The sequence below is a fragment of the Rhodococcus sp. SGAir0479 genome (genome assembly GCF_005484805.1).
Taxonomy (GTDB): domain Bacteria; phylum Actinomycetota; class Actinomycetes; order Mycobacteriales; family Mycobacteriaceae; genus Prescottella.
Window position 1 is genome coordinate 272,008 of the sequence record NZ_CP039432.1, and the last position, 24,312, is coordinate 296,319.

Annotated in this window: 25 protein-coding genes and 2 pseudogenes; 23 read left to right on the forward strand and 4 right to left on the reverse strand. The window is 63.6% G+C overall.

Going from position 1 to position 24,312, the window contains the following annotated elements; translation table 11 throughout:
- Positions 1 to 34: 34 nt before the first annotated feature.
- On the reverse strand, positions 35 to 415 hold the full coding sequence (locus E7742_RS23690) for a helix-turn-helix domain-containing protein (RefSeq protein WP_137797268.1): 381 nt from the start codon (positions 413 to 415) through the stop codon (positions 35 to 37).
- Between the two features lie 568 nt (positions 416 to 983).
- On the opposite strand from E7742_RS23690, the gene E7742_RS01300 reads away from it, so the two are divergent.
- Positions 984 to 1,727 carry a hypothetical protein gene (locus E7742_RS01300; protein ID WP_137797269.1) on the forward strand — a complete coding sequence of 248 codons (744 nt, stop codon included), beginning with the start codon at positions 984 to 986 and terminating at the stop codon, positions 1,725 to 1,727.
- A gap of 35 nt (positions 1,728 to 1,762) precedes the next feature.
- Here the strand turns inward: E7742_RS01300 and E7742_RS01305 are convergent, their stop codons facing one another.
- Positions 1,763 to 2,323 (reverse strand): ImmA/IrrE family metallo-endopeptidase, encoded by a 561-nt coding sequence (locus tag E7742_RS01305; RefSeq protein ID WP_137797270.1) that lies wholly within the window; start codon positions 2,321 to 2,323, stop codon positions 1,763 to 1,765.
- Between the two features lie 848 nt (positions 2,324 to 3,171).
- Here E7742_RS01305 and E7742_RS01310 point away from each other — a divergent pair.
- On the forward strand, positions 3,172 to 3,951 hold the full coding sequence (locus tag E7742_RS01310; protein ID WP_137797271.1) for an N-acetylmuramoyl-L-alanine amidase: 780 nt from the start codon (positions 3,172 to 3,174) through the stop codon (positions 3,949 to 3,951).
- A 58-nt stretch (positions 3,952 to 4,009) separates the two neighbouring features.
- Here the strand turns inward: E7742_RS01310 and E7742_RS01315 are convergent, their stop codons facing one another.
- Complete coding sequence (locus E7742_RS01315) at positions 4,010 to 4,297, reverse strand: integrase core domain-containing protein (RefSeq protein WP_137797272.1); 288 nt, start codon at positions 4,295 to 4,297, stop codon at positions 4,010 to 4,012.
- Positions 4,298 to 5,334: 1,037 nt separating this feature from the next.
- On the opposite strand from E7742_RS01315, the gene E7742_RS01320 reads away from it, so the two are divergent.
- Together E7742_RS01320 and E7742_RS01325 are read left to right on the forward strand one after the other, a co-directional pair.
- Positions 5,335 to 7,785, forward strand: a complete 2,451-nt coding sequence (locus E7742_RS01320; RefSeq protein WP_137797273.1) for a hypothetical protein — start codon at positions 5,335 to 5,337, stop codon at positions 7,783 to 7,785.
- A gap of 92 nt (positions 7,786 to 7,877) precedes the next feature.
- Complete coding sequence (locus tag E7742_RS01325; protein WP_137797274.1) at positions 7,878 to 8,381, forward strand: DUF6301 family protein; 504 nt, start codon at positions 7,878 to 7,880, stop codon at positions 8,379 to 8,381.
- Positions 8,382 to 8,631: 250 nt separating this feature from the next.
- Here E7742_RS01325 and E7742_RS01330 read toward each other — a convergent pair.
- Positions 8,632 to 9,865, reverse strand: a pseudogene (locus E7742_RS01330) (transposase).
- Between the two features lie 1,115 nt (positions 9,866 to 10,980).
- Between E7742_RS01330 and E7742_RS01335 the strand changes: the two are divergent.
- The 19 genes and pseudogenes from E7742_RS01335 to E7742_RS23405 form a co-directional block, all read left to right on the forward strand.
- Complete coding sequence (locus E7742_RS01335; RefSeq protein ID WP_137797275.1) at positions 10,981 to 11,646, forward strand: hypothetical protein; 666 nt, start codon at positions 10,981 to 10,983, stop codon at positions 11,644 to 11,646.
- A 239-nt stretch (positions 11,647 to 11,885) separates the two neighbouring features.
- A complete protein-coding gene (locus E7742_RS01340; RefSeq protein WP_137797276.1) occupies positions 11,886 to 12,119 on the forward strand; it encodes a hypothetical protein in 234 nt (77 codons plus the stop codon).
- Positions 12,119 to 12,568, forward strand: a complete 450-nt coding sequence (locus tag E7742_RS01345; protein WP_137797277.1) for a phage tail termination protein — start codon at positions 12,119 to 12,121, stop codon at positions 12,566 to 12,568. Before E7742_RS01340 ends, E7742_RS01345 begins: the two co-directional genes overlap by 1 nt.
- A 100-nt stretch (positions 12,569 to 12,668) precedes the next feature.
- A complete protein-coding gene (locus tag E7742_RS01350; RefSeq protein ID WP_137797278.1) occupies positions 12,669 to 13,331 on the forward strand; it encodes a phage tail tube protein in 663 nt (220 codons plus the stop codon).
- A 137-nt stretch (positions 13,332 to 13,468) separates the two neighbouring features.
- Positions 13,469 to 13,639, forward strand: coding sequence for a hypothetical protein (locus E7742_RS23095; RefSeq protein ID WP_175420380.1), 171 nt, complete (start codon positions 13,469 to 13,471; stop codon positions 13,637 to 13,639).
- A gap of 30 nt (positions 13,640 to 13,669) precedes the next feature.
- The gene (locus E7742_RS01355; protein ID WP_137797279.1) at positions 13,670 to 14,002 is read left to right on the forward strand and encodes a hypothetical protein; all 333 of its coding nucleotides are present in this window, start codon (positions 13,670 to 13,672) and stop codon (positions 14,000 to 14,002) included.
- 38 nt (positions 14,003 to 14,040) lie between these two features.
- The gene (locus E7742_RS01360) at positions 14,041 to 14,487 is read left to right on the forward strand and encodes a hypothetical protein (protein ID WP_137797280.1); all 447 of its coding nucleotides are present in this window, start codon (positions 14,041 to 14,043) and stop codon (positions 14,485 to 14,487) included.
- Positions 14,484 to 14,873 (forward strand): hypothetical protein, encoded by a 390-nt coding sequence (locus E7742_RS01365; RefSeq protein ID WP_137797281.1) that lies wholly within the window; start codon positions 14,484 to 14,486, stop codon positions 14,871 to 14,873. The genes E7742_RS01360 and E7742_RS01365 overlap by 4 nt, the downstream gene beginning before the upstream one ends.
- A 27-nt stretch (positions 14,874 to 14,900) precedes the next feature.
- The gene (locus E7742_RS01370; protein ID WP_137797282.1) at positions 14,901 to 15,299 is read left to right on the forward strand and encodes a hypothetical protein; all 399 of its coding nucleotides are present in this window, start codon (positions 14,901 to 14,903) and stop codon (positions 15,297 to 15,299) included.
- 52 nt (positions 15,300 to 15,351) lie between these two features.
- A complete protein-coding gene (locus tag E7742_RS01375) occupies positions 15,352 to 16,233 on the forward strand; it encodes a phage tail protein (protein WP_137797283.1) in 882 nt (293 codons plus the stop codon).
- Positions 16,230 to 17,918 (forward strand): Gp37-like protein, encoded by a 1,689-nt coding sequence (locus tag E7742_RS01380; protein ID WP_137797284.1) that lies wholly within the window; start codon positions 16,230 to 16,232, stop codon positions 17,916 to 17,918. The genes E7742_RS01375 and E7742_RS01380 overlap by 4 nt, the downstream gene beginning before the upstream one ends.
- A gap of 41 nt (positions 17,919 to 17,959) precedes the next feature.
- Complete coding sequence (locus tag E7742_RS01385; RefSeq protein WP_137797285.1) at positions 17,960 to 18,391, forward strand: phage gene 29 protein family protein; 432 nt, start codon at positions 17,960 to 17,962, stop codon at positions 18,389 to 18,391.
- Positions 18,392 to 18,744: 353 nt separating this feature from the next.
- A complete protein-coding gene (locus tag E7742_RS01390; protein WP_137797286.1) occupies positions 18,745 to 19,065 on the forward strand; it encodes a hypothetical protein in 321 nt (106 codons plus the stop codon).
- On the forward strand, positions 19,062 to 20,417 hold the full coding sequence (locus tag E7742_RS01395; protein WP_137797287.1) for a hypothetical protein: 1,356 nt from the start codon (positions 19,062 to 19,064) through the stop codon (positions 20,415 to 20,417). Before E7742_RS01390 ends, E7742_RS01395 begins: the two co-directional genes overlap by 4 nt.
- Positions 20,418 to 20,429: 12 nt before the next feature.
- Complete coding sequence (locus tag E7742_RS01400; protein ID WP_137797288.1) at positions 20,430 to 21,824, forward strand: DUF7257 domain-containing protein; 1,395 nt, start codon at positions 20,430 to 20,432, stop codon at positions 21,822 to 21,824.
- 141 nt (positions 21,825 to 21,965) lie between these two features.
- Positions 21,966 to 22,358 carry a hypothetical protein gene (locus E7742_RS01405; RefSeq protein WP_137797289.1) on the forward strand — a complete coding sequence of 131 codons (393 nt, stop codon included), beginning with the start codon at positions 21,966 to 21,968 and terminating at the stop codon, positions 22,356 to 22,358.
- A complete protein-coding gene (locus tag E7742_RS01410) occupies positions 22,355 to 22,690 on the forward strand; it encodes an LtfC-like domain-containing protein (RefSeq protein ID WP_137797290.1) in 336 nt (111 codons plus the stop codon). Before E7742_RS01405 ends, E7742_RS01410 begins: the two co-directional genes overlap by 4 nt.
- Before the next feature lie 61 nt (positions 22,691 to 22,751).
- Positions 22,752 to 23,102, forward strand: coding sequence for a phage tail fiber protein (locus E7742_RS01415; RefSeq protein ID WP_175420381.1), 351 nt, complete (start codon positions 22,752 to 22,754; stop codon positions 23,100 to 23,102).
- A gap of 772 nt (positions 23,103 to 23,874) precedes the next feature.
- A pseudogene (locus tag E7742_RS23405) lies at positions 23,875 to 24,308 on the forward strand (3-keto-5-aminohexanoate cleavage protein); the annotation flags it as partial.
- Between the last annotated feature and the right edge of the window lie 4 nt (positions 24,309 to 24,312).

Consider the following 24,312-nt stretch of genomic DNA (forward strand, 5'->3'; position numbering starts at 1 on the left):
GTATGCAACGAGTGATGTAGTCAGTGTGGAAAATTCAGCGCGCTCTGAGGCCGGCGACGAACGCGGCGACCCTGCCCAGGTCCTCGTCCGACAATCCCGTCAAGTCGAGGAGGGGCTGCGGGCGCGAAGTCGATCGGGTGCCGTTCGGGGGCTGATTCAGTCCCGTCTTGCGTAGCAATGGACCAGGGTCTACCCCAACGGCCTCGGCCATGGCCTGGAGTGTGCGCGCTGTGGTCCGGGCGTCGACTTTGTTTTCGCCTTTGTACTGGGTGCCTAACTCGACCTGCGCCCAGAGGCTGACGCTGACCCCGGCCGCTCGTGCCGCAGCATCACGGGATAGGCCCTTGGCCTGCCTCGCGTGACGGATCGCCTCGCTGACCTCCCTGGGCACTGGGGCGCTTTGACGATTGCTCATGTATTTGATCCTATACCATTACCAACAATTACACACATCTGATACATCCTCGCTGGTGCATTCTCGGATAACCTTCGGGCGGGGTAAACGCCTGGTAGGCCCGGCGTCAAGACATGTGACAGGCTGCTTCGTCGGAGTGGCACAGTTGTTTGTATTGATTTGTTGCATGCAGGGATGTAACCTGGTTGCTGCGTCGCACTGTGCGACGGCGCTGTCGTGGGGGTTAGTGCTCGTCCGGTTGCATCGGTGATCCTCAACTTGCGCTGTGTATCCGGAAGGAATCTCATGTCCACCGACCCTGTCCAGCTGCCTCCTCCGCAGACCCGTGCCCGTGAACGCGAGAATCGGCAGTTTGCCGACGAGTTGCGCAGTCGTCCTGGACGGTGGGCTTTGTATCCGTGGCCGACGCGATACCCGCACTCCACCAAACATCGTCTCCGCACAGGAATGGCGGCCGCGTTCGGTCCGGGCTTCGAGTCAGAGGTGCGCGCAGGAGTCGTGTATGTCCGATACAACCCGCAGGAACCCGCGGCGGGGCTGGATCTGTCCGCCTAGTCAGGAAGGTCATATGTCCACCGAACATCTTGCCTCCGAGCGTCGCGCCGCTGTCATGGCGGCCCTCGAATCCATCCCAACGCTGTTGGTGGAGCTCGATATCACTCTGAGTCGCACAGACGTCATTACCTCTGCGGGTTCGCTCGGGTATGTGCGCACGCCGAGAGCTGAGCAGGTCCTGCCGTTCAACAGCGGTGCCGCGAAAGCGCGCCGAGACATCGCGGGGGTACTGACCACTTATGCCGCGAAGGTCTCGGCTGCCATCGCGCAGCGCGCTCCCGTCACCACCATTGAGCAGTGCCGGTTTCTCATCCGTCACCTGCCCTCGATTTTCGATGACTCGGATGTGTTCGTCGGATTGGATGCCTCATTGTCGAGGGTTACTCGGTTGGGGTACCGCACGATCGACCGCCCGGAATCTCGTGTCGGTGTTGGCAACTGTGAGTGCGGCCGGGGACTCTCGGCCCGGCCCGATGCCGACCTCGTCCGATGCGAGGACTGCGGGACTGTCGTCGCCGTGCGGCGTCGCCGCCGCGAAATGTTGGACCAGGCCTACGAAGTCATGGGTACCGCGGCTCAACTCGCGCGGCTGCTGTCCGACGGCGCCGGTGACCGTATCTCCGCCGATCGGATCAGGCAGTGGGCCCGTCGAGGCAAGCTGACTGGCCATGTAGTAGGAAACGACACTGTGTACCGCCTGGGCGATGTGATTGAACTTTGTGCGCTGCCACAGGGGAGCTATCGCCGATCAGCGTGAATCGTGACAGATTTCAGGGACTTCTGCATTTGGGACTACCGAAATCTTCTGAGGACCTCGGGCAGCTTCCGGTATGCCGGTAGCGGCGCGGAGTTGGTCCAGATGCAGGTGACCGGCAGCGGGTACTTCGCGTCTGCATACCAGTCGAGACGATTCACGATGTCCGGGGTCAACACTCGCCGTTCCGTGTGCGACAGGTACTGGAGTCGATAGCGCACCGTATCGGGATTCACCTGGAGCCAGCCGGCAACGTCCTCGACGCTGGTATAACGCGCGAGCGCATCTCTGAGATGCGCGATAGGAATCAGGTTGCGACACGCCAGCTCGTAAACGCGGAGTTCCACCCTCTGACGAGATTCGCGGCCGGCACGTGCTTTTCGGACTGTCTCCGAGTGCTCCAGTTGCGCGTGCGCGAGCGCGTGGGCGAGTGCTTCTCGACGATCCACTGTGGTCAGGTCCGCGGTGACTAGTATCGCCCTGAATTTCGGTTGCCAAATGACAATCGGTGCTGCGAAGCCGACATGGCCGATTGTGACGCCAAGTGTCGCCGCCTGGACCCGCGCGTCGTACCGTTTGTTGCCGCTGCGCCTGGCCATTGTTGCTGACACCTCGTTCGAAACTGGAACTACGGAGAAGACCTCATGGGTTGCTGGTTTCGTGCGTACGTTGTCGCAGTTACCTCAGAGCGGCCAGAAACTCGTCGTACAGGCGCTTGTCCTCCTCGTCCAAATCGGACAAATCGCCGACCCTTGGGAGTGTTCCGTTTGATCGCCCGTGGTAGTCGGCTGTGTCTGACGGGCCCGAATCCGAGGTCGAGGTGATGTCACCATCGAACTCGTCGGGTGTCTGCGGGTCCAACTCGTATGTCATTGTTGCGAGTTTACCGCTCATTCCTGCGGCGCGAGCACGGGCTGAGTTGCCCAGCAGTCGGGCCGCAGATTTTGACGGGTACGGCCGCCCCTGCGATCGGGACGGGTGTGACGGCGGTTCCCGCACTCTGAAAATGAATGGCCCCGGTGAGTGCGGATTTCATCTCGGGAGAGCGTAGATCCTCGAAATGAGTCACTTTGGTAGGTAACTCGTTGACCACTGCGTGATGGCCCACCCTCACTGAAGGAAAAACACACCCATGACTGGAGCCGGTGATGGCTATTTACCTGGGGTGTTGGACAGTTTCCCCGGATCCGTCACGGACCCGCTGATAGGCTCGGGTCGTCGGATGGTGTAGATGCAGATCTGCTGCATAGCGACGTATTTCGATGTCATTGCAGTCATCGGATGTTTGGGCCCTCTCTGCCAACATCATTCGCTTCCTTGGCCCCTCCACCGGGTCGGTGCCACTTTCCTCGCTGGCCCGCCGAGTCACGCCCTCTTCCGCACCTTCAGTGCTTGCGGAGCACCGAATGTCCCAACCAACGAATGCATACAGCGAAGGAAATACCCGATGTCTTGGACCGGAGACCCGATCTGGCTGGCCGACGCGCTGCGCGCGGCCGGCCTGCGGGTGATCGAGCACGAAGGTTGGCGCGACCGGGGCCACGGCGACTTCCGCGACCTGCGCGGCGTGCTGTGCCACCACACCGCCGGCGGCGGCACCCAGGACTGGCGCATCGTCCAGTACGGCCGCCCCGACCTGGACGGCCCGCTCGCCCAGCTGGTGCTGGAACGCGACGGCACCTTCCGCATCATCGCCGCGGGCGTCTGCTGGCACGCCGGTCGCGGCTCCTGGCCTGGCTGGCCCACCGACAACGCCAACTACCACGTGATCGGCATCGAAGCCGTATCCCGCGGCGACGGAACCGACTGGACCACAGTGCAGCTCGACGCTTACAAACGAGGCTGCGCCGCCATTCTGGGCCGCATCGGCCGCACCGCTGATGACTGCGTAGCCCACCGGGAGTACAGCCGAGAGGGAAAGATCGACCCCGCCGGCATTGACATGGACGAATTCCGCCGCGACGTAGCGGCCTTCCTCGAGAGAAAGGACGCGCCGATGAGCGCTTCAGAAGTCACCCAGCTCCAGGACTTCATCACCAAGTTCTGCGGCCCGATCAGCAGCGATGTCAAGGACATCCGCGAACAGCTGTGCGGCCTGGACCAACGTGACCTGGGCCAGTACGCCGGCTGGCCGCAGCTCGGCGGCCACACCCTGGTCGACGCCCTCGCTGATGTCATCGGTCGGTTGGACAAGTTCGAAAGCCGCTTCATCCCGCCCGCTCTCTAACCCTTACGCGCTCCCGCTCCGGTTCGATCGTAGTGGAAGCTCCGCCGCATGACCGCCCTCACTTCGGAGTTCGGTGATACCGGTAGTGGAGGGCCTCGAATTCAACTGGCGGCAGGTCGCCGCAGTACTCGTACAGCCTGCGGTGGTTGAACCAGTCGACCCATTCGAAGGTCGCGATTTCGACCTGGGCAACGGTCCGCCACAGGCCCCAGGCTTTGAACAGTTCGGTCTTGTAGAGGCCGTTGATCGTCCCCGTGAGTGCATTGTTGTAGCTGCGCCCGGTGGTCCCGACCGAGGTGTCGATGCGGCCTCGACGTGCCGCCCGGTGAACGCGACCGACGTGCACTGGGCGAGGTCAGAGGGCATGCGTGCGGCCACCGAGTGGCCGACGATCTTGCTGGAGTAGCAATCCTTGATCGCGTACAGGCAGAGCTTGCCTTCAGCGGTGCGACTCGCGCTGAATGCTATTCAGCCACAACATATTCGGATACGGCGTAGCGAAGTCGCGGGTGATTGGGTCGCCGTAGACCGGAGGTTCCGTCCTGCGGTCTCGGCCGGGTTTCTTGGCGAACGTGGACTAACTCCGCTACAGGGAGCACAGCCGATGGACGCGGTTTTCGCCGGCGGCGATGTCGTGATGGGGCAGTTCGTCCGCGACGAACCGGCACCCGAACGCCGGATCGTGGCATGGATATCGACTGCCGCGTTGGGTCTTTCGCGATCCTTCTGGGCTACGACACATCCTCACCAGTCGGAAGTCAACCAACCCCGGGGCGCCCGCTGCACGCAGACAGGCCACGCTGCCTGCCGCAGCACTTTCACCAAAATCGTTCTCTACCTGCACTGGTGGTCGACATTCGTCGGACTGTCGCAAAACACCCGATAGGCTGATGCCCTCGGTGTGAGGTGGTCCGTGGTGGCCGATCGAGGTTCGAGAACGCTGAGACTGGCCATGAATTATCTCACCCAGGCAGCGTTTCCGGCGCAGGCTGCTTTGGCCCCTTCGTGTCCACTCTTCGTTGCGGACCCTGGCGAATTTGGGCGAAGTGGCCCTGGCTGCCAACCTTTCACCCCTTGAGTGCACCGTGGCCCATATGACCGACGTCCCATCGATTCCGCACCGGTAGATACCCCTTCGATCGGGTACCGCGCTTTCCTTTCCGCCCCCTTTTCGGCCGCTCCCCACCCTGGGGTGCGGCCTCTTTCACGAAACACCGAGGTACACCCATGGCAACCGAAGGCCACAAAGGTCCCCCACCAACTAAGCGCACGAAGGCGCACGAGTCCGGCGAGACCGGCGAGTCCACGAACGTCAGTCCCTTCGACATGATTGGCGTAGGGCCCGACGGGGAGCCGCTTCCCGAGCCTCAGCCTCCAATGGCGGTGAATCCTTACGACCCGACCGGGGAACTGGGCATCACCACTTTTCCCGGAAATCCAGCCAGCCCTGTCGAGTCCACGAACGTCAGTCCCTTCGACATGATTGGCGTAGGGCCCGACGGGGAGCCGCTTCCCGAGCCTCAGCCTCCAATGGCGGTGAATCCTTACGACCCGACCGGAGAACTGGGCATCACTACTTATCCCAGCAATCCGGCAGCAGCACCGTTGGTACTAGGAAGATCGACCTATTCCGTCGAGGACCTCCCAAAGACCACCGTGCCCAAAGACCTTGAGTCGTTGTTGCTCCCTCCAAGCGTGAACGCCGACAAACCGGGCAGCGGAGGACTGAATCCACCCCCACCGGGCGTGGGCGTATTGGGTCAACTGGTACTTGAAATGACGCCTCCCGGAACGAAATTCGAGGGTGAGACAACGATCGGCCCGGATGGCGTGCCCACCACCGACTGGAATGTGGTGGTTCCCGGACAGGAGCCGACCTATTGGGGCAGGACTCAACAGGTTCCGCTTGCCGATGGTTCGTCGGTCGACATCAACTATGGCTCCAACGGCACGCCGCTGTTGGCGAAGGGCGAGGGTGATCCCGCGCTCCGGCTACGTCTGGCTGATGACAACGGCGCCCCACGATGGGCATTACTGAACTCTGCCGGCGAGTACCTGTTCACGATCGACAGCTCTGGCAACGCGATTGGTGAGGGTGGATCGGCGTCGACGGTGGACCCGTCCGCGGGTCTGGCCGGCCTCATAGGCGGGGCGGTCGGTACCGGAACGACGCTGGGGGCAGCCCTCGCCGAAAGCGCGGCGTCCGGGGCTGCGGCAGGTGCTGCGGCGGGAGCCCCCACGGGGCCTGGCGCGGCGGTGACCGCGGCCATCGGTGTATTCGTCGGGGTCGGACTTACTTATGTCATGTGGAAGTCCGGGGTGTTCCCGGGCAGCCCGCACGGCGAACCCCAGGACGATGGCGTCAAGCCTGTCGACCCGAACTCGCTTCCAGAGATTGGACAGCCGCAGCCGTGGATTCCGCCCAGGGTCAACGGCGACGAGGGCGTTCAACCTCCCCCTTTGCTCGAACCGCGACCCACCGTGGTGGCACCTGTCGACATTTCGCCGACCGCTCCCCGCTCTCCGTTGGTCACGCAACCCACGGAACCCAGTCGATCGAGCCCGGCTGATGACCCGGGCACGGTTTCTACCCAGATCCTTTTCCCTAGCGCGGTGGACGGACAGAAGTGGGTTCCGGTAGAAGGAACATACTGGCGGGGCAATTCACTGGTGTGGGCTAAGGGAAACCCAGCAGGTATGAAGCCCGGCACCTTCGCGAAGAATCCGACCACAAAGACCGAACTCAACCTTCAGGCTGTTCTATACAAACTCTTGGAATCGGGTCTTGATGACGTCGATGAAGAGCACCGGCCACCGATCATGGCAGCTCTTGCCGTCCTCCAAGGCACACTGCTCTACCAGCAGACATTTCGCGGCGTGATCGAGCAGCTCGGGAACCCGTTCGGCGCGGACATTGCCAAACTCACCAGCCCCAGCTTGGAAACGAGCGAGGAGGAGCTGGAAAGGCTGGCTGATCTCGGCGCTCCGAAGCTCTTGCTGGATAACGCAATCAACGAATGGTGGGCTTCCAAGGCGGTGGTTGATGGCGCCAAGGAACTGCTCGGCGAAGCCGGGGCGATCGCGATGCTCAAAACCGACGGGTGGACAGTGAACGCCCGACCCAGAGGCTCGGGCACGCACGACATCGTCGCCGTCAAGAACGGTGAAGTCATGGTGATCGAAGCAAAAGGCGGTAACCCAGGCCCCCCGCGGCCAGGCGAGGCGACCGTCTCCGCCGGACCCGGTATCGACACTGACATCCGTGCCCAGCAGATGACCGACCCGTATCTCTGGCATAAACTCAAGGAGGACGCTGAAAACGATCCCGAGTTCAAGCAGTGGCTTATCGATCACGAGGTGTGGACAGCCATTGAGAACGAAGACCCTTCCAGGGTGGGTTATCGGCTGATCAAGGTCGACACCAAAGGGAACATTATCGTTTATGGTTCCGAGCAGATCCCGACACCGGAAGGTATCCCCGCCGAGACGGTTATCGGCCAAACTACCGGTAATGGACCTGGCCCTAGACTGCGCGGGGTCGCACTGCCGTTATCGCGGGCTAACCCCTTCGTGGGGGCGGGGAACTTCCCGGTCGGTGTGCTCGGTCAGGCCGGTGGCTGGCTCGGTGGCCTGATCCAGGCAGGGTTGCACGATGTCGCCGCGATCGGGCAACTCGCTGTTCCAGTACCTGCGGTGCCTGCCCTGCTACCCGGGTTCCGGCCCCCTCGAACACCGGCAAACGAATCATTGACAGTCAACGTCGTGCAGCACACGCCGCCGCCCGGACAGATCGTCTCGGATGACGAACGACTCCGCGGCATGACTTACCTGTGAATACTTGGCCCCGTCGTGATGTGGGAGGCTACGACCGCCGTGACGGCCACTACCGAATCACCAACTCTGACTACGAGAGAGAGCTGTAGAAGATGCGAGCAGATATCGAACGCGCTGCCCAGGCGGTGCGCGCGGCCGCTGAGTTCGACTGGACGTGGACCGTCCATGACCTGCCGCCGTTCTGCGGTCAGGTCGGCTGGCAGGTCAGCGGCCTCGATGAGCAGTTTCCAGCAGCCGTGACCAATCTCGAAGTCAATCGCCCCGATGTGATGGTGGGCGTCGCGGACATATCGACAACCGACTTGTCGCGAGCGATCAACCAGATCGCCTTCCGTGCCAGTGATGTCGTTCTCGGTCGGAGCGACTTGGAGCCGGAGCTGGATGAAGTTTTCAATGCACTCGTGCAGCGGATGTTCGAACTGCTCGGGCAGCGGCCCACGGATTGGTGGATCGAACCGACCCGCGGCCTGCGCTGGGACCTTCCGGGCCTGGTGGTGAGGGCCAAGATCGGCGTCTCATCGGTCTGGGTGTATCTGGTCAGTCCTGCGTACCAGCAATGGCGCGACGAAATCGAGCAGAGCGCCGAAGACGAGTAGATGTGAGGTCGGTTGAGGCTGCAGCCGGCCCGACTCGCTGTCATTCCTGAAAATCGATAGCTTGCGCAGCTCGCACCAGCCTCGATCTTTCGTGAGTCCCGCGTGCTGGCCTGAGTGGCTTCGTACTGGGTGTCTAGATCGAGGAAACGTGTTCGTCCGTGAGCGAGTACCCGACGCGGTCGGGTGACGTCGGGGTCCACGGCCCCGAATGTGGCTTGCCTTTCGTCTCGGTCGAGCAGGTTGACGCAGGTCAGGTCGGAACCGGTAGCGCAGCGAGGCGCCCGAGTCCGGCGGTCAGCAGGTCCACGTGCGGTGCATGCGCGGACAGTTTCGAGTGACTGCGGCGGGCATGCCGGGCGATACGGCCGGTGATCGAGAGCAGACGCAACCGCAGGCGTTTGGGTTCCCAGCGGCGTGCCGGATCAGTGTTGAAGGCGAGCATCTGCGTCCACGCAGTCAGCTCGCACGCCAACGGCACGGCCGCCAGCCAGATCCGATTCTGGTCAAACCCGTGCAGCGGAAGGCTCCGCAGTCCGGTGTCTTTCGTGGTCCGGATGCAGTCCTCGTAGCGCGCTCGCCTCCGGCGCCGTAGTTCGAGATCCGGCAGCTGGCCGCGAGTGGTGTTGGTGACGAACCCGGTGAGTCTCAGCCCGTCGGTGTCGGTGAATCGCAACTGCGCACCGGGGTGCGGTGGTTCCTTCCGGACGATCACCCACATCCCGGTCGGCCAGCCCGAAAGATCCAGTAGGCCGGTCAATTCGGCGACCCAGGCGCCGTCGCGGACCTTCCCGTCGGCGTCGTAGGCCGGGGTCCACACCTCCTTCGGGATCATCGCGATCTTGGCGGCCATCGTGTCGGTGAGTGAGAACCCGTTCGAGTACCCCAGGTCGCGTTTGGTCAGGTACTCGATCAGGACGTGGGTGCGGATCTTGACCTTGCGGCCGACCCGGTAACCGGGATCGGACGGCAGCTGCGCCAACGCGTCCTTGACGACAGCGATGGGGGTACCGCCCTGCACGGAGTGCTTGGGGGAGGGTCGGCGGCGGTGTTGGAGCCGGTGCGGCGGTCGGGGGCGTGTTCGCCGTCCGCCGCCCAGGCGTGGGCCCGAGCGGTGCGGCGTGCGGTTGTTGATCACTGCGAGTGCTTTCGGGGCGTCGGCGGCCAGTGCGGTGACCAGGCGTGAGACGGTCGGGTCGGAGGCGACCCGGCCGAAGACCTCCGGGTGGTTTGCGCAGTTGGGTGATATCGGCGAGGCAGTCGACACCGAGTGCGAGGGTCACCGCGAGGTCAAACACGATCTTGCCGGGATCGTGGCTGGCCAGCGGCTTGCGCCACGGTGCCAACCTGGTCGACAGAGCGGTGGTCAAGCAGGTTTTCTCGGCGGTGCGCAGCGGCAGGGACTGTGCTGTGCCGGCGTGCGACACGACACCGGGTCCGGTGGCGTCTGCGGACCTGTGGGGGTAGGCGCGGGTAGGCTTGCTCACCTGAATGGTGCTCCTCGAACTGGTGTTGATTCAACTGTCGCAAGTCGAATTATCCGTGTTCAGGGCACCATTCTTCGTTTGTGGCACGGACTTCCGCTCAGTCAGCGTGAAGCGCGAGGCTAGCTTGCCTGCAGCGGACTCGATCGGCGCCCAATCCGAGTCGTGTTCGTGGCGGGTCTCGGCGACAATCCGCGGAATGAAGCCTCGGCAACGGCAGGATGTCTGAAAACCACTATTTACCTGCACTGTTGGTCGCTTTTCGGTGAGTTGTCACACACCCCGTCGTAGGCTTGAGCCACAGGCCAGGAACGAATCGGAATTCCTTCCAACGTTTCTCACCTCTCGAATACAACAATCTCGACATTGCTGATAGTCCGTCACTCCCAGCCCATGTGGTTCGCCCCCGAACAACTATCTGGTTGAAAAGCGGGTTAAGAGCGTCCCACATGCCCGCCCCTTGTGCGCCCGTCTCCCGCGGGTGATCCGCGGTCGCAGACGTCGTCGCAGCGCAGGGGCGTCATAGTCCCGCCCCCGGAGCATTCCCCTCGACTCCGGGGGCGGGACTTCTCCAACTTGCCGAATGGATCTCCGCACAGAGAGTTCCGCAATACAGAAAGGTCGACGACGTGATCACTGTTCTGACGTGTCGCGGCACCGGAGAGCGTGCGAGGTGCACCGGTGAATATGCTCTCGTGCGCCACGCGCCGGCTCGACTGCAGCTAGTACCTGATCGGTCCCGGCCAGTGTCGGTCCCGCCAACCCGCAGAACCTCGTTGCCGGTTGCTCCGAGGGGTAGTCGCTCGCGATGGGCGTTCGGGCGCTGGTCGCGGAGATCCGTGCTACCCCCGAACCGTGCGGAGATCCTCGGATGCAAGTAGCCCGCCATTCCGATGGAATCACCTGCTGCCCTGCCGATTCGTCGCTTCGCATGCTTGCCGACACCGTGTCGGCTTTCAGCTTCGCCGTCCTGGGCGGGTGGAAAGCTCACCGGCCGACCGTATCCGTCTCGCCCGCAGCCTCATATACCGAACTGACGGTTACTGCGACCGGCTCGCCGCGCTGCTCAATGCGCACCGACCCGCGGTCACCGCCTGGAACCAAATGGATGGTCGACAATGTCTTTCGAAGATGTACGAGATGACGCACAGTTCGTGCGTTTCGCCGACGGCGAATGGGAAGGCCGCCGCACCGGCTATGATGATGGTGCACTGTCGGTCTCACGGTCGGGACGCCTGCTTCCCTTCCTGCAGTGGGCGTCGGTCGCCAGCAGTCCGCTGAAGGGCCCGACCAAGGCGATGGTCAACGTGAAGGCCTACGCTTCCGGTGGCGAAGTGGAGGACGAGCATGGTCCCACCGACGCCGGCGGCTTCCTCTCCACGGCTCCGGTCGGCTCGCTCTTTCCGTTCCTGCAGTGGCACAACTGGTACAACATCTACAAGGGCACGCGGGACGAAATCGTCTCCGCAGGTGGCGAAGCCGCCATCACGGCTATGGTCGGTGCCGTCACAGGCCCGGCCGCAGCCGCCGCCGCGGGCGCGACCACCGCGTTGACCAGCACGGTCAGCACCGTGGTGCAGACCCTGTCCTCCGCGTCACAGAACCTCCGCCAGGACGCCCCGAAGCTGGTGCAGCCCCAATTTCGTGCGCCCGTAGGGCATATTAGCCCGGAGATAGACCGGAGTACCACCATCAACGTGATCAAGACCGCCCCCGACGTCGCGGCTTTCACCAACGACCCGTTGCGCGAACGGATCGCAACCTATCTGAGCCACGTGCGCTGAAGTACTCCCGCTCGCAAGAGCGAAAGGGGGTGATGAGAAATGCTCAGTACCGGCGTCGATGTCCTCGACACTGTCAGCTTGCTTCCGCTGCTTCTGCCGCTGATCGGTCTGTAACCCGAGGTGTCAGAACGGGGTTTGTGGAACCCCGCTGGGTCCAGTAGCGCAGTCGATGCCTCCGGACCGAATCCGAACCATTCGTTTCCACGGACTACCCGTGAACCCAACACTTGGAGAATCTCGTGCCCAGTTCCGATGATCCTAGCGGACTCGCTGAACGTATCCAGACCGAAGTGCAGGCCGTGGTCGCGCGACTCGCGATGTTGAAGGCTGATGTCAATGTGCTGTCCGACCTCGCCCAGGGCGTCGCGATGACAGTGGCCGCGGCCATTCCGCCGCCGGAGACCCCCGAGGGTGCGCCTGAGGGCGCTCTCGGCGCCGAGGTGATAGTCGGCCTGGCACCGGAAGCAGCGTAATGCCGACCTATCCCGCACCGGGGGAGTTCCCCGACTTCGAGCAGTTCATGGTCGACCTGTTCACCCCGACCGCGACCACCGTCACCACCTTGCCCGCCACCTCGGCGGACCTGCAGTCCACGCTGCCCTTGATCTGGGTGCGGACCACCGGGGGAACGCTCGACATCAACGCGATCACCTACAAGGCGAGAGTCAGTGTGGTGGCCTTCGGCACCACTCGCGCTCAGGCGCAGCAGCTTTCGGTGCGGATCCGAACAGCGATGCTCGATGCCCCGGCCAACCGGGTCAACGGTGTGCTGGTCGATTACACCGAGGAGATCGCGGCCGAGGAACCGAAGTTCCATCCGCCGATCCTGCGTCGTGGCCGCGGTCTCACCGAGGTGCCGGACCTCGACCCGCTCAACCAGATGGTCGAGGTCGCGTTCTCGATCGAAGCTCGCCGCCAGTAGGCGGTGGGTGAATCCCGTCCTCGACGGGGCTTTCACCGGCGCCACTCGGTGCCGATTCCGTTAACCATGCCTGCATCCGCGGGCGCTCGATTGGAGACACATGCCTGCCACCAACCTCACCGCGCTGAAGAATGCGCAGCGGTCCCTGCTGCTCAAGCCGCTCGACGCGGCCGTTTTCATCGCGCCGCACTACACCCCGGCGCCGTCCGCGCTGACCGACGCCTCCGGCGCCCTGCAGACGCTGCCGCCGGCCTACCAGCCCGTCGGCCTGATCGACAAGAAGACTGGCGTCGCCTTCGCTCGTGGCATCACCGCCGCGCCGATCGAGTCCTACGGTGAACTGCAGCCGGTGCGCAACGACGTCACCAGCGATATCACCACCATCGAGTTCCAGCCGCAGCAGACGACCGCGCTGACGCTGAACCTGGCTACTGGCACCGCGCTGTCGGCGATCAAGGCCAATGCAGCTTCCGGTGAAGTGTTCTTCCCCCAGCCGGCCTCGGAAGAGATCACCTACTACTCGGCGATCATCATCGGCAAGGACGGCAACGACGCCAACCCGATCTACGTCTACAAGGTGCTGCCGAAGGTCGCGGTCAGCAAGTACGGCGGCGAGCAGTGGAACCCCACCGAGGTTCTCGCCCAGAAGCTGACCATGGTCGCCTTCAAGGACGACACCGCCGGCTACGCCATCGCCCATGGCTTCGGCGGCGCGGGCTGGAAGAAGATCCTGACCCAGACCAACATCCCGAACGCTGCGTAAAGCACCAACTGTCTCCTGACGGTTTCTCGATCTCCCAGGTCCACGGACTTGGGCGTGGGGCGTGTCATGTGTCTCCGGTCATGGCGCGCCCCACACATTCCTTGTCCATTCTTGCCGGAGAAGAAAGCGGGTCCACCGTGTCCGCCATCCCCACCGAGTACCCCGTCACCATGACCGACGGCGTCGACGACTACATCGTTTCCAACGCGACCGAGTACGTCACCGCGGTCTTCAAGCTCGGCCACGCCGAGAAGGCCGAGGTCGACGCCGTCGACAAGCCGGCCCGCGGCCGCGCCTCGAAGTCCTAGTAGTACGACACAAACCGGAGATATTGCATTATGGCATCCACGCCCGAAGTGGCCGACCAGGCCGAGGTCGGCGGTCGTTTCTACGAGCTGCAGCAAGAGCTCGCCCCGCGCCGACGCGCGCCCTACCGCCTGACCGGCGACATCGCGATCGCACCGGTCACCCGTAGCCAGGTCCTGGCCTTGCGCCGGACCTCCAGCGATGACGACCAGATGGTCATCGTGCTGGGCGACCAGTACGACGCCGTCGAAAAACTGTTCGCCGATCGGCCGCTCGACGAGTGGTTCGCCTTCCAGAAGGATCTTTACGCCCACCTCTTCGGCCAGGGCTCCTCGGAGCTGCCGGGGGGATCGCAGGGCTCGTAGAGTTCTGGGAACGTTTCGGTGCCGCGCTCGACTACGACTTGCTCGAGCGCGGCATCGACATCCGGGAATGCTTCGGGCCCAACACTATTCGAAGCCGTGATTGGCGCACGATCTGGTCCGTCAAGGACAGGCTGCCGCACGGTTCACAATACCGCTCGGCGCTGGCGATGGATCGTGAGCTGGCCGAGCAGGTGCTCGCCGCCGAACAAGCCGAGGCCGAACTCGACCTGTACGAAGTGGAGACCGACCCCGCCGGCCCGACTCCGGAGGGATACACCATCGACAGCTATCTACTGCTGTCGATCATCGACGCACTCCAGGGCGTGCAGGCCGCGGTAATCGCCGCAGCGGGTGGCGATCCACCCCGGATCACGCCGATGCCACGACCGGTCACCGCAGTGGACATCGTCCGCGACGCACAACGAGACGAGTCGATGCAAGGCCTCATCGACCAGTTCACCGGATCCACCTGGGAGGACGAATGATCTATTCCGCAACGCTGCCGGCCCAAGCCGCCGGCGCAGCCGATACCACAACCCTGGCTGGGGTCTACTCCCCGGCCTTCTACAGCGGCGACACAGTCACCGATGTCCAGCTGGTCGCACCGCCGGGGTTTGCCACTGTCACCGGCGCCGCGACCAACAACGCCACCATCTCTGTACGCCAGCTCCGCAATGGCGCTGTGATGCAGACCTTTGCGAGCCTCACGCTGACGGCTGGCCTGAATCTGGCCGCGGAAATCCCCGTCACCATTCCGCTCACCGCGCAACCGGTACTGCGCTTCGGCGATGTGCTGGACGTGCGACTGCACCAGAACGGCACGGGACAGGCCATCGGCACTGGACTGTTCGTGTCGGTCTTCGTGAGCTGACGTGCAGAGGATGGCAAACGAATCGATATGACTATGAACGGAAGTAGCGACGCGAGCAGCAGGCTGCAGAGCTTCCTGCGACAGAGCGGAAATGTGCCCGCTTACGCCACCGGCGGCGATATCAAGGGGCCGGGATCGTCGATCGGCGACAAGATTCCGGCCTACCTTTCCGACGGCGAGTTCGTGATGAATGCACGATCGACCGCGGCAAATCGCCCGTTCCTGCAGGCGTTGAACGCCGATCCGTCCTTCTTGCAAAAGATGCTGGCGGCGCGTTCGGCGGGCGGTGGATCCGGCGGCGGCAGCGGTCCGGCCCAGCCGGCTCCCGGTGGGCAACCGGCGACGGTGAATATCTCGATGTCGAGCAACGAAGACATCATCGGACGATTGAAAATCCTGTCGGCGCAATGGGAATTGTCTCATTAGCTGCCGCGGCAATGATATGGATTGAGGTGAATCTGTGGCGTCCAATGCTGCGATGATCACGGTGACCGGAGTCGATGGTTCACGATGGACCATCGCCGGTCAGGGGAGTGGTCGTGAGGGTGTAGAGCTGGCCACGTCGCCGACCGGGTTGTACGACGCGCCGGTGACGACGATTTGGAATCAGTCGGCGTTTCAGGCCGGTTCCTCGTTCGGTGGTTACCGGACGAACAAGCGCGATGTCGTATTCGCGGTCAACGTCTTTCAGACCGCGGGTAGTTCGTGGGAGGCTGTGGATTCCGCGTGGCGGAAGGCCTGGGCCTACGACCGCGACGCTACGTTGACGATCACGACCGACTTCGGCACGCGAACGCTGAAACTGAGGATGTCGGAGCAACCGGACTTCAAGCCGGACAAAGATCCGCATCTGAAGTCGATCGGCAAGGTCGTGATGACCTGTACAGCGGGCAATCCGTGGTGGGTCGAGTCCGATGTGACCGGATCCTGGACCTCCACGATCGACACCACCGGGATCGACACCACCGGCGAGGTCAAGAGCCAGTCCGGCACGATCACCATCGCCAACCCGACCGATCAGCCGATGTGGCTCAAGTGGGTATGTTCGGCGCCGGGTAGGTGGACACTGCCGGACTTCTCGTGGGGTGCGGTCGAAGGCCACGGCGATCGGGTGATCGAATTGCCGATGACTACCAAGGGTAAGGATCTGACGGTCGACACCGACCCGATGGAAGAGATGATCGTCGCCAAGGACGGCTCCCAGATCTGGGCGCTGATGAACGGCGTCAGCTTCCTCTATCCGGTGCCCCCGTACACGCCGGCCACCGCAGTACCAGTCAAGGTGAGTGGTGCGCCGACCGGCGCGTCGGTGCTGGTGGTGCAGCCGCGCAACTGGTCACGCCCGTGGGGGCTGCAGTGACTTCGGTGCTGGACCTCCCCGCGATCTACGCGGATGCACAATCGGCCAAGACGGCTCGCAAGCAGCAGCGGTTCTCGCGGCCTCTGATCCGCCTGTGGGATGGCGACTGGAACCTGCGCGGTGTGTGCGGCGCGGAGATCAGCGCTGATTTCCGCTGGATTCTGAACCAGGCCGGCACCGGTCTGCTCGTGCTGCCCTACGACTACTACTTGGCGAAGTGGGCGGTCGATATCAATGGCCGCACCAAGAAGAACGTACACATCACCGTCGACAAGGATGGCGCGCGCTGGGACGGGCGGCTGGAGAAGGCTGTCATCAAGACCGACGGCCACGGTGTCACCACCGTCGAGTTGCTGTTCATGCACTCCTATCAGGACCTCAAGCACATCTACTGCTGGTCGAATCCGTTTCTGCCGGAAACGGTTCAGTTCCCGCGGCAGTTCCTGCTCGCGGGGCCCAGCGTCTGGGTGCTCAAAACCGCGTTGCATCTGAATCTGCTCCGCCTGCAAGGCGGGCTGTGGACGTTGCCCGACGATCCGATGGACCCCACTCAGTGGGGCAGCTTTGACCAGTCCACTTGGGGAGTCGTGGTGAAACCTGGTAATTTCCTGTCTGATACGTCGATGTGGACGATCTTCAGCTCTCGCTTCCAGAACTTCCACGAAGCCTCGTCGGGCGCCCTGGAATCGGCGCAGCTGGCGGTCGTCACGCGGCGCTGGTTGCAGGGTGATCCGCCACCGTGGAAGGGTGCGAAGGTCCGGCACGGCTGCCTGGTTGTCGACATCGTCGACAAGTCCGGCTTCTGGACCGGTACCAGCACCGGCGGCAACCTGGTGCAGGGGCTCAAGCGCACCAAGCAGGTGCTCGACAGCAGCAATCTCGACTACATTCCGGATACGCTTCAGGATCCGAATGTGCCCGAGCTGTACAGGAACCCGGACAGTCGGGGTTGGATGGGCACGCTCCCGTCGCATCCGTGGGTCGTCTACCGGCAGAACGATAACACGGGCATCCAGACCTCACAGTTCATCGTCAATCCCTCGTCGGCGGTGCAGGTTCTCACCGGCGGTCACTCGATGCCCGGTGTGAACGAGGCGATCTCCTCGGCGATCCAGGTGGTCGGCATGCTGGTCGCCGGCGCCCTCGGCGAGATTCCGTTCGGTGGATCCATCGCCGGTGGTGTGGTGAACGCCGCCACGGCGGTGGCCAACACGATCGCGACGTCACTGTTGTCGGACACGCTGATGGCCTGGCAGAAACACCAATCGGGACAGCGCGTCAGTGAGGCGGGCTGGTCGCACTACTGGGAGCACTTCGAAAACAGTGCCGACCGCGCCTACACCCTCGGCTCGTTGCTGACCCTGAGTCAGGGTATGTGGAAGACCCGCCAGCACTTCACCCACAAGTTCATCGTCGCCAACGGCGAGCCGTATCTGATCGGCGACCAAGGGCAGGGACACTTCTTCCTCGGCGACCGTGTCGGTTCCACCGTCAAGGGCATGCCCGAAGGCACGGTGTACGTCGACCAGGTCACCGAACTCGAACTGGCTTGGTCGCGGACCGCGAGCCCGGCCTGGCAGGTCACCGTCGGCTCGGAGCGTGACCATGACATGCCCTTCGCCAAGTCCATGCGCGTGGTCGCAGACATTGTCGACGACATCCACGCGCTGGCCGTCCAGATGTAGTTCCGCCCGCCGAATCCCTATCGAAACCCTCCGGAGAGAACATGTCCATTCCTTCCCTCGAGCAGTGCAACCCCGACGATCCCAGCGAGGCCTTCGTGTGGGCGCTGGTCGGCCTGCCCGGCCCACAGAACTCACCACTTCTCGTGCATCCCGACGTGCTGCGGCAGTGGTCGAAACATCTGTGGGACCTTGGATTTCGCCACTACGCTAGCGAGCAGACCAAGGAATACCACCCGCCCGCGCGCGGTCTCTCGCATTGGCTCAACGGCGCCGGCCAGTGGGCGGAGAAGGGCGCGCCGCGTCCGCCGGAGAGCTCGGCACCGGATGTCACCGAGCTGACGCCGGACGAAAGGGCCCACCTGGTAGAGCAGCTCAGGGAATCCGGTGAACTCAAGCACCTGGTGGACCCGCGTGATCTCGACCTGAACACCGCAAGAGTCGGCTCTGCCGAGGATCTCCCGGACGGCAGCTGAGGACGAGCCCGGATCAGGATCAAATCCCCCCCGGGTGCGTATTCCGGCGGCTCGATCCGGAACTTGCAGGAGCTCAGCTGGGACTCAGCTGCGGCGGTTGCACGATCCACGGCGACCTCCGCGCAGAAAATCTCGACCGCGAACGCCTCCGCGGTCGCTGGCCCGCTAGAACGGTACAGGTGGGAGTGCATCGGCGCAGACAACGTCCAGGCCCGCAATCAACGAAATAGATTGTGGGTTATTGAAAACCCGAAGGAGCAGCGGTTTCGGGATGGCTGTTGTCGCCGCGGATCAGGGCCACCTCCAATTCATTCTCCGCGCCTTCGGCGCAATTGTCTTGCTAGGAGTTGCTCATGGCTCAGAACGTTGGAGCGTTCGTCGCTCGCAACGCGAAAGCGGTGGTGTCGCTGATCGGCGGCATCGCCAGCGTGCTCACCGTTGCGGTGGCATTGCTGCAGTACGCGCCGGCTTCCGCGGTCGGCGCGGGCGTTGCACTGCTCACCGCGCTTGAAGTGCTGCGCACCGTCAATGTGTGGATCGTCAAGAACGAGCCGGTGCTGGAGGCCGCTGCGGACGCGGCAGCCGAGCTAGTGGAATCGTTCACCGACGCGGTCGGAGTCTCAAACTCCGACCATCCGGCGGCGGAACATCTTTCGACGGGGGGTCCGCGATGACCAGCCCGGACAGGTGGGTACCGCCGGGCGCATATACTGGCGGCTCGATTCGCAACCTGCCGATGGTCACCTGGGACTCGGCCCGGGCGGAGATCTTGTCCAAGGTCACAGCGTCGTTCGCAGGTGTGGAAGCGATCGGCTCGAATCTGAACTCGGTGACCAAGCTGGCGTTGAACGCTGCCACCGACGCGCAGTCCGGTGCCTCCCAGGCGCAGGCGTCAGCTGAGGCCGTGCAAAATACCACGGCCCAGAACGCCGTGGATTTGGCCGAGCTGGTTGCCGTTCGGTCCGGCCAATCATCGGGCGGTACAGCGTTTTCGGACGCATTCAGCCGCACTGAGTTGGGTCTGGATTACACCACATTCAAGACCGGTCCGGTGGCGGATCTGGTGGTCGTCGACGGCCAGGTGCAACTCAATCGCGTCGGCGACAAGAACACAGGCAATGTTGTCGCCCTGTCGAAAACCGTGACAGGCGCCGATGATCAACGTGTATCCGTGGTAGTTGGCCGGATGCAGGAGGCCTATAACGCCGCTGCTCAGATCGTCGTCCGCTCCGCTGCGGATCTGTCGACTTTCGTCTACGCCCGCATCTATCGGGACAGCATCCATCTCGGTTGGGGCACGCGCAGTGGGGGCACCACCGTGTACAACAACTGGAGACCCCCGGTATCGACCGCGGTCAATACCGGCGACACCGTCACCATCGAAGCCGTGGGCCGCACCTACAAGGTTCTGGTGAACGGCGTTCTCGTCATCGGTCACACGGATGGGGATACCGCCGACGCCCCCCAATCTCCGATCGGAGCGAACAACCGGTCCTTCGGGTTCGGCTGCCAGTACTACTGGAACGGACTGTTCGGATATTTCTCGTTCGCGATCAACGCACTCACCGCGGCAGATCTCTCTTCGCCGTCGATCGTCGGCACCGGGTGGTCGCTGTACCGCCTCAGCTCCGTCGCTGTCGCTCAGCCGGCCGGTGAAGCGCGCCTGGCAGCAGACACTTTTGATACTGTCGGCCCCGCCAAAAACATCGCCGTACCCGATCTCGGACGCGGCGAGGTGCAGATAGAGAAGGCGGGTTGGTACGCGATCACGACCGCGTATGCCCTGTCTTCGTCTACCACCGGAGCGCGGGTCGGACTGTGGACCACGCCTGCGCCCGGCGGATCCTGGTCGTTGTCTAGGGTCGGTGCTCGCACGGCCGACGACACGGCGTCCAAAAGCATCGGCAGCTCATTCACGGTCTTCCTGCAGCAGGGATCGGTGGTGGCGCCAGGTTACTACCTCGGTGGCAAGAATGGGTTCGTCGGCACGGCAACCTATTTCGATGGCGCATTGCTGAGCTACTGATGGAGCCTGACTGTGACCTCACCTGACAAATACGTCCCCGCCGGCGCGTACGTCGGCGACGCGGCGGCCTCGAACAACATCGGCAACCTCCAGAAACTGACCTGGGAGGGTGCCCGCGAGTCGATGGTCTCCGGCGTCATCGGCTCGTTCGCGGGCGTGACCACCATCGGCGGCAACTGGAAGGCGATCACCGACACATCCCAAACCGCCACCACAACAGCGCAAACCCGCTCCTCCGAGGCAAACTCCACCGCCGCCAGTGCGCAGGTGGTTGCCGATGCCAACAAAGCCACGATCGAGGCACTGAAGCCGCCGTCGCCTGGCGAACAAATCGGTGGTACAACGTTTTCTGATGACTTCGAGCGCACGGTGCTCGGTTCCGGCTACACCACCCACAAATTTGGTCAAGTCGCGGACCTGACCATTGTCGGCGGTCAGGTTCAGCTGAACCAGCAAGGTGACAAGGGAACCGGCAACGTCGTCGCACTGTCGAAGATGGTGCTGCGAAGCGACGATCAAGCAGTCTCCGCGGTAATGGGCCGCGCGAATCAGGCCGGCACAGTCAGTACCTCGCTCTTCATTCGTGCCGCGCCCGACCTGGCCACCTTCGTCTTCGCCGACGTACTTGCCAATGAAGTGCGGCTCGGACGAGGCACCCGCACAACCGGGCTGAACTACACCAGATGGGGCACCGCGGCAGTTACCGTCCGAACCGGCGATACCGTGACCCTGAGCGCGATCGGCGCGAGCTACCAGGTGCTGCTCAACGGGGTCCCTGTCTTGGCTTACATCGACAGCGTCGAGAGCTCACCCGTCGGGGTGGGGAACAGGTCTTTCGGATTCGACAGCCAGTACTATTGGTCGGGCTTGTTCGGGTATTTCTCCTTTGCCGTCGCCGCGTTGACGGCTAGTGACCTCGCGTCCCCTCCGGTCACCGGTGTCGGCTGGGCGCTGGCCCGCATCAGTTCCACGAATGCGCCCCAGCCAGCGGGCTCCCGTGTCGTCGCGGCAGGTACCTTCGACACCGTTCGGCACAGCTCGGCAGTGACGGTCTCTGCCCTGGGGCCCGGGCAAGTTCAGGTGCCGGTCTCAGGTTGGTACCGGATGAGCCTCGGCCTGTCCTACGCCAAGGCGCTGACCGCCGAGATCGCGGCCGACCTCTGGTGGGCCCCAAGTTCCGGCGCGACGTGGCGGCAGTTGCGCACCGGGCCCAAGACCGTTCAGCTTCGGGTCGAGAGCACCGAATACGTGACCCTCTACTACGGGTACGCCTCGAGCGTCGAGGCCACATTCGTCGTCTACCTGCCCGCGGGGGCAGTCGTCGCTCCTGGCTACAGCTCCACTGTCAATAACAATCTCGTCGGCTCCAACACCTATTTCGACGGGGCCCTGATCAACCGTACCTAGCCGGTGCCCAACTCAACACCGAGGCCTTCGCAGGGCCGACTTGATCGAGCCCCCACCCGTTGGCGATCCTACTAACCTCCTGGAGTCCACAATGGCGCAAAGCCATCACCTGCCGACAGTGCCCAGGTTCGAAGGGACCTGATGCCTGTTCTCGAAACCACGCTGGTCAGCGCCGCCACCTTCCTGGGCGGCTCCGGCGCCACCAGCTTCTACTCCTGGCTGCGGGCCCGGAATGCTCAACCAGCACAGACTATTCGACACGAAGTATCCGCCGCCAAACAGGTCAACGACATCGCCTTGGCGACCCTGTCCCGTGTGTCGGAAGAACTGCGAGTCGTCTCCCTGCGGCTCGACGGCGTAGAGGCCGCGCAGGCCGCGTCCATGCAGGAATTGGACCGTGTCACCGGCCTCTTCCGCGAGGCGCTCGCGGTACTGCGCGGCGTAATCGAAGCGGCCCAGCACGGCCGCATCCCGGAACTGAACCTGTCCAAAGAACTCATGGACGAGGTCGAACACAGCGAAGGAATCACATGACATCTCCGATCGACCCCGGATACCTCGGCTACCAGCCAAAGATCGAACCACTCAAACTCACCACCGGCGCCGGCTTCGTGCAGACCATTCAGCCCTCCGGTGGGGCCGTATTCCCAGCCGGAACAACCGTTTCCATCGTGCTCACCGCGCCCGGCGGCGCATCGCTGGGTACCTGGCCCGCCACGGTCACCCCGACCGCGGCCAGCTGGACCGTTCCCGCGGCCACATCCGATCCGATCCCCACCAATTCGCGCTACACGATGTTGGTCACCTACACGACCACCCCAGCCACCACCTACGCCTGGTACGTCGGCTCCGTCATCCGCAACTGACCTCATTCGCCGCTCGACAACCGCGAAACTCATTGCATAAACAATCTTCAAGGAGAACATCATGGCTATTGCTGTTACGTCGACCAAGAACGCTCTGTGCGTGGCATACGCCAATACCGCGCCCACAGTGTACGTTTCGGTCCACACCGGCGACCCGGGCCCCACCGGCCTCGCGGAAGCCTCGGGTGGTTCGCCGGCCTATGCCCGCGTGGCCACCACGTGGGGCGCGCCGGCCAACGGCCAGATCACCGGCAGCCAGGTCACCGTGAACCTGCCCGCCGGCACCTACACCCACGCCGGTCTGTGGAGCGCCGCCACCGGCGGTACGTTCATCGACAAGGTTGCGATCGCCCCGACCACGCTGGGAGCGCAGGGCACTCTGCTGATCACCCCGACCTTTGCCGTGAGCTGATCCACCTCTTCGATTTGGAGGCTGCTATGTCAGCACCAGCACAGGCGATCGTGGCCACAGTGCCCACGCGACCGACGGTGCTCACCGCGGTCGCGGCGCCACCGACGACGGTAGTGGCACTGCCGCGGTCGCCGGTCAGCCGGGTCGACGGTGCGCGGGTCCCGATCATTCCGGCGTTCGTTTACGCCGCGTTCGGCGGAACCGCCACCCCAGCCGTGATGTGCAAGCCCTCGGCCAAGCTCGTCACCGAGGCGACCGGGCTCGGATCTTTGACCTTCGCTACGAAACCCGCAACGCGGGCGACTCCTTCGCTCGGCAGTGGAGGATCGGCAACGGCGCGTGTCGCTGTAGGGCCCGGCGGCCAGGTTGTCCTGGCCGCGGGCTTCGGCGCCGCGGTGGCGGCCCGTACCGCCAACGCGGTCACCACTGCCACCGGCGACCTTTCGGTCGCGATCGGACCGTAATTCGGTACTCCTTCCCTAACTCCGTGCACGCGGGCGGCACCACCTCTAGTGGTGCAGTCATTCACGACGCCGGGGGGATCGTGTTCTACATGTGCCGCGCTCAACCTTTGGTTTTGAGCGCGGCACATGTCTTTTCTCGACTTGTCACAGGGCGGTCGACGAACCACGCCTGGCGCAAGTTCTTTCCATTGCCGGATCGAAGGGTCTTGGGGCAATGTCATCGGAACGGTCGATTGTCGCAGGGTGGCGGCACGTGCGAACTCGGCGAAGGCGTCTCTAGTCCTTCACCAACCGGATCGCCGGAACGGCGACATGTCCTACGCTGGGCCTGCACCGCGCCCTTCAACCTGACGTGGGTGGCGATCGGTGGAGGATTCGACGGCCCCAACCCGTACAACATCATGAACTTCGTCCGGCGGGTTCCGGCTGGCGCGTGCCTGACATCCGCGACGCTCTTGCCGTCTGTGCTCCCTGTCGACGCGATGGCGATCACATTGGGACTACGCACCCGCTGCGGCAACGAGGACAACCATCCGCGGACGGAGGGGCAGAAGATGACTTCGGTCCAGCAGATCCGGCGACTGGTCAGAGTGGCGGACGAGCTGGGTCGTGAATTGGCCACGGCAAGAAGGCACGGGGCATCAGCCTGCTCGGAACCATGTCCACCGACGCGGACGAAACCCTCGCCGAGCTCAGGTACGCCCAGACCCGGCGGCTTGGCCTGGGAGGCACGCACCGCGGCCCAC